This is a genomic window from Bradyrhizobium sp. 23 (genome assembly GCF_023073295.1).
GTDB lineage: Bacteria > Pseudomonadota > Alphaproteobacteria > Rhizobiales > Xanthobacteraceae > Bradyrhizobium > Bradyrhizobium canariense_D.
The window spans coordinates 272,719-279,347 of record NZ_JADPJF010000103.1; the positions used below are offsets into that span (position 1 = coordinate 272,719).

The 6,629-nt window shown below is 66.4% G+C and carries 5 protein-coding genes and 1 pseudogene; 1 reads left to right on the plus strand and 5 read right to left on the minus strand.

Annotated elements, in window-relative coordinates; genetic code table 11:
* Both IVB32_RS26365 and IVB32_RS26370 read right to left on the minus strand, forming a co-directional pair.
* The coding region (locus IVB32_RS26365) for an MBL fold metallo-hydrolase (protein ID WP_018460024.1) at positions 1-775 on the minus strand (775 nt) is incomplete at its 3' end.
* A 12-nt stretch (positions 776-787) separates the two neighbouring features.
* A complete protein-coding gene (locus IVB32_RS26370; RefSeq protein WP_018460025.1) occupies positions 788-1,699 on the minus strand; it encodes a DMT family transporter in 912 nt (303 codons plus the stop codon).
* A 99-nt stretch (positions 1,700-1,798) separates the two neighbouring features.
* On the opposite strand from IVB32_RS26370, the gene IVB32_RS26375 reads away from it, so the two are divergent.
* Positions 1,799-2,662, plus strand: a complete 864-nt coding sequence (locus IVB32_RS26375; protein WP_026233925.1) for a LysR family transcriptional regulator — start codon at positions 1,799-1,801, stop codon at positions 2,660-2,662.
* Here the strand turns inward: IVB32_RS26375 and pdeM are convergent.
* From pdeM to IVB32_RS26390, 3 genes and pseudogenes are all read right to left on the minus strand, one after another.
* Positions 2,659-3,330, minus strand: a complete 672-nt coding sequence (gene pdeM, locus IVB32_RS26380) for a ligase-associated DNA damage response endonuclease PdeM (RefSeq protein WP_018460027.1) — start codon at positions 3,328-3,330, stop codon at positions 2,659-2,661. The genes IVB32_RS26375 and pdeM overlap by 4 nt on opposite strands.
* Before the next feature lie 53 nt (positions 3,331-3,383).
* Positions 3,384-5,960: a ligase-associated DNA damage response DEXH box helicase gene (locus IVB32_RS26385; protein ID WP_018460028.1), complete on the minus strand. Its 2,577-nt coding sequence runs from the start codon at positions 5,958-5,960 to the stop codon at positions 3,384-3,386.
* A 222-nt stretch (positions 5,961-6,182) separates the two neighbouring features.
* Positions 6,183-6,629, minus strand: a pseudogene (locus IVB32_RS26390) (ABC transporter substrate-binding protein); the annotation flags it as partial.

Consider the following 6,629-nt stretch of genomic DNA (forward strand, 5'->3'; position numbering starts at 1 on the left):
ACGGCGCCTGCACCACCGTCGGCACGCCGGGCTCGAGCAATCGCAGCCGCGTCCCGAAGCCGAGCACGTCGAAGGTCTTGCGTAGATCCTCGCTGTTCTGGCGGAAATGCGCCCAACCCTCCGTATGAACCGGCACGATCATCGCATCGGGGAAGGCGCGCGCGGTCTCGATGGTGTCGTTGGTGTCCATGGTCAGATGGAACGGCCCGCGCGTTTGCGCGGCGCCGGCGAAAGGCATCACCACGCCGCATTTGAAACGGCGCGCGACCTCGGCGACGCCGTCGAACCAGGTGGTGTCGCCGCTGATGTAGACCGATGTGGTGTCGGTCCGGCTCGACGACACCACGAAGCCGATGACGTCGCCTGACAGCGGCTCGATGCCGGCCGGCCCGTGACGCGCCGGGGTCGCAGTAATCGTCAGCGAGTTGCCGTCACGATCTTTCAGATGCGCCGTGCCCCACGGCGCCAAACCTTCGACATGCCCGCCGAGGCGCTGCGCGCCGGCCTCGGTGGTCAGCACGCGCTTCACATGTTTGAGAAAGTCGCGGCCGGAATTGTCGAGATTGTCCGAATGCTGGTCGTGGCTGAGCAGCACGGCATCGATCGGGCCGATCGCATCGGCCTTGAGCGCAGGGCCGATCGTCTTCTCCAGCTTCACATGCGGCAGCTGATAGGCGGTGTGCGCGTCATCGAAGGTCGGATCGGTGAGCAAACGGAAGCCATCGATCTCGATCAGCGCAGTGGGACCGCCGATCAGGGTGATGGAAATGGGCATGATGGACTCCTCTTACGAGACGGATTTGGCGGGCCGCGTCACCAGGTAGATGCCGAGTGCGACCGGGATGATTCCGAGCAGATCGCGCGCCTCGACATGTTCGCCGAGCACGAGATACGCAAACAGCATGCCGAGCGGCGGCATCAGGAAATGATAGGCACTGGCAGCCGTCGCGCCACACACTTTCAAGAAATGAAACCAGAGCCAGTACGCCAGGATCGAGCCGCCGAGCACGAGGAAGGCGAAGGCGCCGATCAGGCCCGGCGTGAAGTCGATGGCATGAACGTCGGCGAAGGTGAGCGCCACCGGCGTCAGCACGATGCCGGCGGCAAGATTCTGCACGCCATTGCCGACCCACAGCGAGCCCTTCGGCGCGAGCAGCTTGAACAAAATGGTGCCGGCAACGAGAGAGGCGAGCGAGGCCAGCGTGAACACGATGCCGTGCAGCGAGTCGGTGCCGACCGCCAGGCGGTGCCAGACGATCAAGGTCACGCCGATGATTCCGAGCAGGAGGCCGCTCGCCTTGCGCCAGGTCATGCCTTCGCCGAGCAGAAGCGCGGCGAGGCCCGCCGTGAACACCGGATTGGCCGACACGATCAGGCCGCCGAGGCCGGCGGAGACCGATTGCAGTCCGGTGTAGCCGAGGCCGAGATAGAGCGCGTTGTTGGCGACGCCGAGCACGGCGAAGATCGCGGCATCGCGCCAGGACAGCGACCAGTCGTCGCCGCGGACCAGCGTGGCACCGAGGATCAAGATGCCGGCGAGCGAGAAGCGCGCGGCGAGCAGGATCAGCGGCGGGCAATGGGTCACGCCGATCTTGCCGGCGACGAAGGCGTAGCTCCAGAGCAGGCAGAACAGGCCGATGGCCAGCGGCAGCGTGTTGAAGCGGCTGCGCGGAACGGCAAGCGAAGGGGCGAGCGACATGAGGGGCATTCTCCTGAGCCCTCGATCTAGGGAGCCGGCTTGTCATTTGGAAATTAAATGATTAACTTCCAGCCAGTGGATTTTCGAATGGAGGCAGCCATGCTCGATCTGGAGCTCCTGCGCAGCTTCGTGTCGGTGGTCGATGCCGGCGGCTTCACCCGCGCCGGCGAGCGCGTCCATCGCACCCAATCGACCGTCAGCCAGCAGATCAAGCGGCTGGAGGAGGATGTCGGCCAGGTCCTGCTGCATCGCGACGGCAAGGACGTGCGCCCCACCGAAGCCGGCGAGCGGCTGCTGTCCTATGCGCGGCGGTTGTTGTCGCTTGCGGAAGAGGCGCGCGACGTGCTGCGCCAGCCCGACGGCGAAGGCGCAATCCGGCTCGGCATCCCCGAGGACTTTGCGGCGTATCGGCTGGCGAAACTGCTCGGCGCGTTCTCGCGCTCGCATCCGGGCCTGCGGCTCGATGTGCGCGCCGACCAGAGCAAGAATCTCGCCCGCGACCTCGATCGCGGCGAGCTCGATCTGGCGCTGTTCAAGCGCGCGGCCGGTGAGAAAGGCGCGATTGCGGTGTGGCCGGAGCAGGTGCACTGGGTGACCAGCAAGAGCCATCCGATCCACGCCGATGTCGCCTCCGTGCCGCTGATCGGCTTTCCGCTCGGCTGCCTCTACCGCGCCGGCGCCATCCATGCGCTGGAAAGCGCGGGCCGCATTTGGCACATGTCCTATACGTCATCGAGCCTGGCCGGCATCCAGGCCGCGGTCGCGGCCGGCATGGGCTTGAGCATCCTGTCGGAGATGGCGATCCAGTCCGACCACCGCGTGCTGAGCGCGAAGGACGGCTTTGCGCCGATCAACCGGACCGAAGTGGCGCTGATGGCCGCGCCGGGCGCAAGTCCCGCGACGTTGCGGCTGGCAGATCGGCTGGCGGAGTTCTGCGACGACGTGCAGGCGAAAGCGGCTTAGCTGCACCGTGACGCGGCGATCGCGTGGACGCGGCGGTCGCCGAGCAGGTGCGCGACAAAACCGTTCATTGGAAAGATCTTTGCAAACGCCACATCGCGGATGCTGAGGCCGCCGGCGTAGGCGCCGAAGGCGGGCATCACGGCACGCTCGCCGTCACAGGCGAAACAGCGGCGCTCCATCGAGCGGCCGCGCGCGGAGACACGCGCCTTGGGATGAAGATGGCCGGCGATCTCGCCGCTCGCGCCCGTCGGCTCGTGGCGGAAGGTGATCGGACCGATCGCAACTTCGTCGGCGACGGTGCCGCCGAGATCACGCGGCAGCGCCGGATCGTGATTGCCTGAGATCCAGATCCAGTCGCGGCCAGCCTGCAAGGCGGCGACCGCGTCGCGATCCTCCGCCGACAGCCGTCCATGCGCCGTGCGATCGTGAAAACTGTCGCCGAGCGCGATGACGATTCGGGGATCATGGCGGGAGATGACAGCAGCGAGACGACTGAGCGTCGCGATGGTGTCGTAAGGCGGCAGCAGCACGCCGCGCATGGCGAAGCTGGAACCTTTTTCCAGATGCAGGTCGGAGACGACGAGCAGGCGCTGCTCTTCCCAGAATAGCGCGCCGGAGAGATCGGCCGCGAAGGTCACGCTGCTGATGCTGACATTCGAAACGCGCATGTCCTCGATATCCCCTGAAACCAGCGCGCCTGCCCCCACGTCAAAACCTGCTGTTATCCCATCGCCTCTTTGACGAGCTCGTCGGCGGCCTCCGCCAGGAGCTCGTCTCCAGCTTCGCCATAGACTGACTCGCGGCCGATTTCCAGCATCACGGGGACGGCGAGCGGGGAGACGTGGTCGAGTTCCCGATGCGTGATGCGGCCCCGGATGCGGGTGAGCATGTCGCTGAGGCGTCGCAGATCGAGCAGGCCAGTGGCGGCATCGGCACGGGCGGCGCGCAACAGCACGTGATCGGCCTGGTGCTTGCGCAGGACGTCGTAAACGAGATCGGTCGAGAACAGCACCTGACGGCGGCTCTTCTCCTCACCGGTGTGCCGCCGCGCAATCAGGCCGGAGATGATCGCGCAATTGCGGAACGTGCGCTTCATCAGCGCGGATTCGGCAAGCCACGCTTCGAGGTCGTCGCCGAGCATGTCGGGATCGAACAGCGCGTCGAGGTCGATCCTGCCGTCCCGGATCATGGAGGACATGTCGCCGAGCGCCCAGACCGCGATCGCATATTCATTGGCGACGAAACCGAGCGGCCGGGCGCGGGCGCGCTCCAGCCGGCGCGTCAAGAGCATGCCGAGCGTCTGATGCGCGAGACGGCCTTCGAAGGGATAGCAGACGACGTAATGCTTGTTGGCGCGGGGAAAACTCTCGACCAGCAGCTCGCGCACCGCCGGCACGCGCGAGACGTCCTTTTGCAGCGACAGCCAGTCGCGCACCTGCTCCGGCAAGGCGCCCCACGCGCGCCCGTCATCGAGCAGGCGGCGAACCCGTTCGGCAAGATAGGTCGAGAGCGGAAACTTGCCGCCCATATAGGACGGCACCTTCGGGTCCTTGTCGTTGGCGCGCGAGACATAGACCTGGTCTTCGACCAGGGTTTCGTAGCGCACCACCTCTCCTGAGAACACGAAGGTGTCGCCCGGGCTGAGACCCTCGATGAAGGCTTCCTCGATCTCGCCGAGCAGCCTGCCGCCGCGCGCGATCACGCCGGTCGACCCGCCTGCTTTTCCTTGACCTCCGCCGCGCGAGCGCACCAGCCGCACCTTGAGCATGTCGTCCTCGACGATGGTGCCGACATTCATCCGGTAGCTCTGCCGCACCCTGGGATTGGCGACGCGCCAGCGTCCCTCCTTGTCCTGCTTGATCCGCGCGAAACGCTCATAGGTCTTCAGCGCGTAGCCGCCGGAGGCGACGAAATCGACCACGTCGTCGAAGTCCTGCCGCGTGAGATCGGCGTAGGGCGCGGCGGTGCGGACCTCACCGTAAAGCTCGTCGGAGAAAAACGGCTCGCCGCAGGCGCAGCCGAGCACGTGCTGGGCCAGCACATCGAGCGCACCCAGGCGCAGCGGCGGCGTGTCCTGCGCATTCTCCGCGATGGCGTCGATCGCGACGCGGCACTCCAGCACCTCGAATCGGTTCGCGGGCACCAGCACCGCGCGCGAGGCTTCGTCGAGCCGGTGGTTGGCGCGGCCGATGCGCTGCATCAGGCGCGAGGAGCCCTTGGGCGCGCCGATATTGACGACGAGATCGACGTCGCCCCAGTCGACGCCGAGATCGAGCGAGGAGGTACAGACCACGCCGCGCAGTTTGCCCGCCGACATCGCGTCTTCGACCTTGCGGCGCTGGGCGACGTCGAGCGAGCCGTGATGCAGCGCGATGGCAAGATTGTCGTCGTTCATGCTCCAGAGATTCTGGAACAGCATCTCGGCCTGGCTGCGGGTGTTGACGAAAACCAGCGTGGTCTTGTTCGCCTTGATCAGCTCGTAGATCTCGGGAAGTGCGTGGCGCGCACTGTGGCCGGCCCAGGGCAGGCGTTCGCGCGTGTCCATCATCTCGACCAGCGGCGGTGCGGCGCCGCCGGCAAGGACGATGTCGGCCGCCGCTTCCTTGCCGCCGGGCTGCGGCACCAGGAAGCGCGCCAGCGATTCAGGCTCGGCCACGGTCGCCGACAGGCCAATCGCCCGCATCTGCGGCGCCAACCGCCACAGCCGCGCGAGTCCAAGCGACAGCAGATCGCCGCGCTTGGACGTCACCAGCGCGTGCAGCTCGTCGAGCACGATGCGCTTCAAGGAGGAAAACAGGAACGGCGCGTCGTCGGAGGACAGCAGCAGCGCAAGCTGCTCCGGCGTCGTCAGCAAAATGTCCGGCGGATAGCGCCGTTGCCGCTGCCGCCGCGACGTCGGCGTGTCGCCGGTACGGGTCTCGATCTTGATCGGCAGCGCCATCTCGGCGACGGGGCGCTCGAGGTTGCGCGCGATATCGACCGCGAGCGCCTTGAGCGGCGAGATGTAGAGCGTGTGCAGGCCGCCGGTGCGTTGCAGACTGCGGCCGGTGGAGATCACCGATTTCGCCGAAGCTTTGGGCGCGGAGCTCAGCTCGACCAGCGTCGGCAAGAATCCCGCCAGCGTCTTGCCGGCGCCGGTGGGCGCGATCAGCAATGCGGATCGGTCCTCGCGCGCCTTCTCCAGCAGCGCCAATTGATGCGCGCGCGGCGACCAGCCGCGGGCCGCGAACCACGCCTTGAAGCGGTCGGGCAGCAGCGCGGCAGGTTCGACCGGGATTTTGCGGATGCGGGGCGGCACGGCATCACAGGTAAGCCGTGGGGACGGGTTCGTCGAGGGGGTGAACGACGAGGGCGATACTGCCGTTCCCTCTCCCCTTGTGGGAGAGGGTGGATCGCCGCGAAGCGGCGAGACGCGTGAGGGGTATCTCTCCGCGAAAGAGCATCGTTCGAGTACGCGGAGAAAGCCCCCTCATCCGGCGCTTCGCGCCATCTTCTCCCACAAGGGGAGAAGAAAGCGCCCCTACTCCGACATCGGCTTGTCGGAGATGTCCCAGTCCTTGCCGGTGAAGGTGGAGATGAAGAGCGTCTTCATCGGCGTGTAATCGTCAGGCGTGTAGTCGTAAGTGACGCCGTCGAGGAAATAAGGCGAGTGGAAGCCTTTGAGGTTGGAAGCCTGCTTCAGCACGTTGGCGCGGGTGAGCTCGTCGCCGCAGCGGCGCAGGATCTCGCCCATGGTGACGGCCTGGCCGTAGCCGGCGAAGGCGATGGTGTTGTCTTGATCGATCGCCGGCGTGTACTTCTTGCGCAGCTCCTCGAACGCCATGACGTCGGGGTCCTTCTCCCATTTGGGCAGGCCGACTTCCTTGTTGTAGCGGATGGCGACGATGCCGGCGGCGTTCTCGAGGCCCGCGGCATTGAGGATGGAGCGGCCGGTCGAGCCGGCCGACAGCAGCTGCAGCGGCTTCCA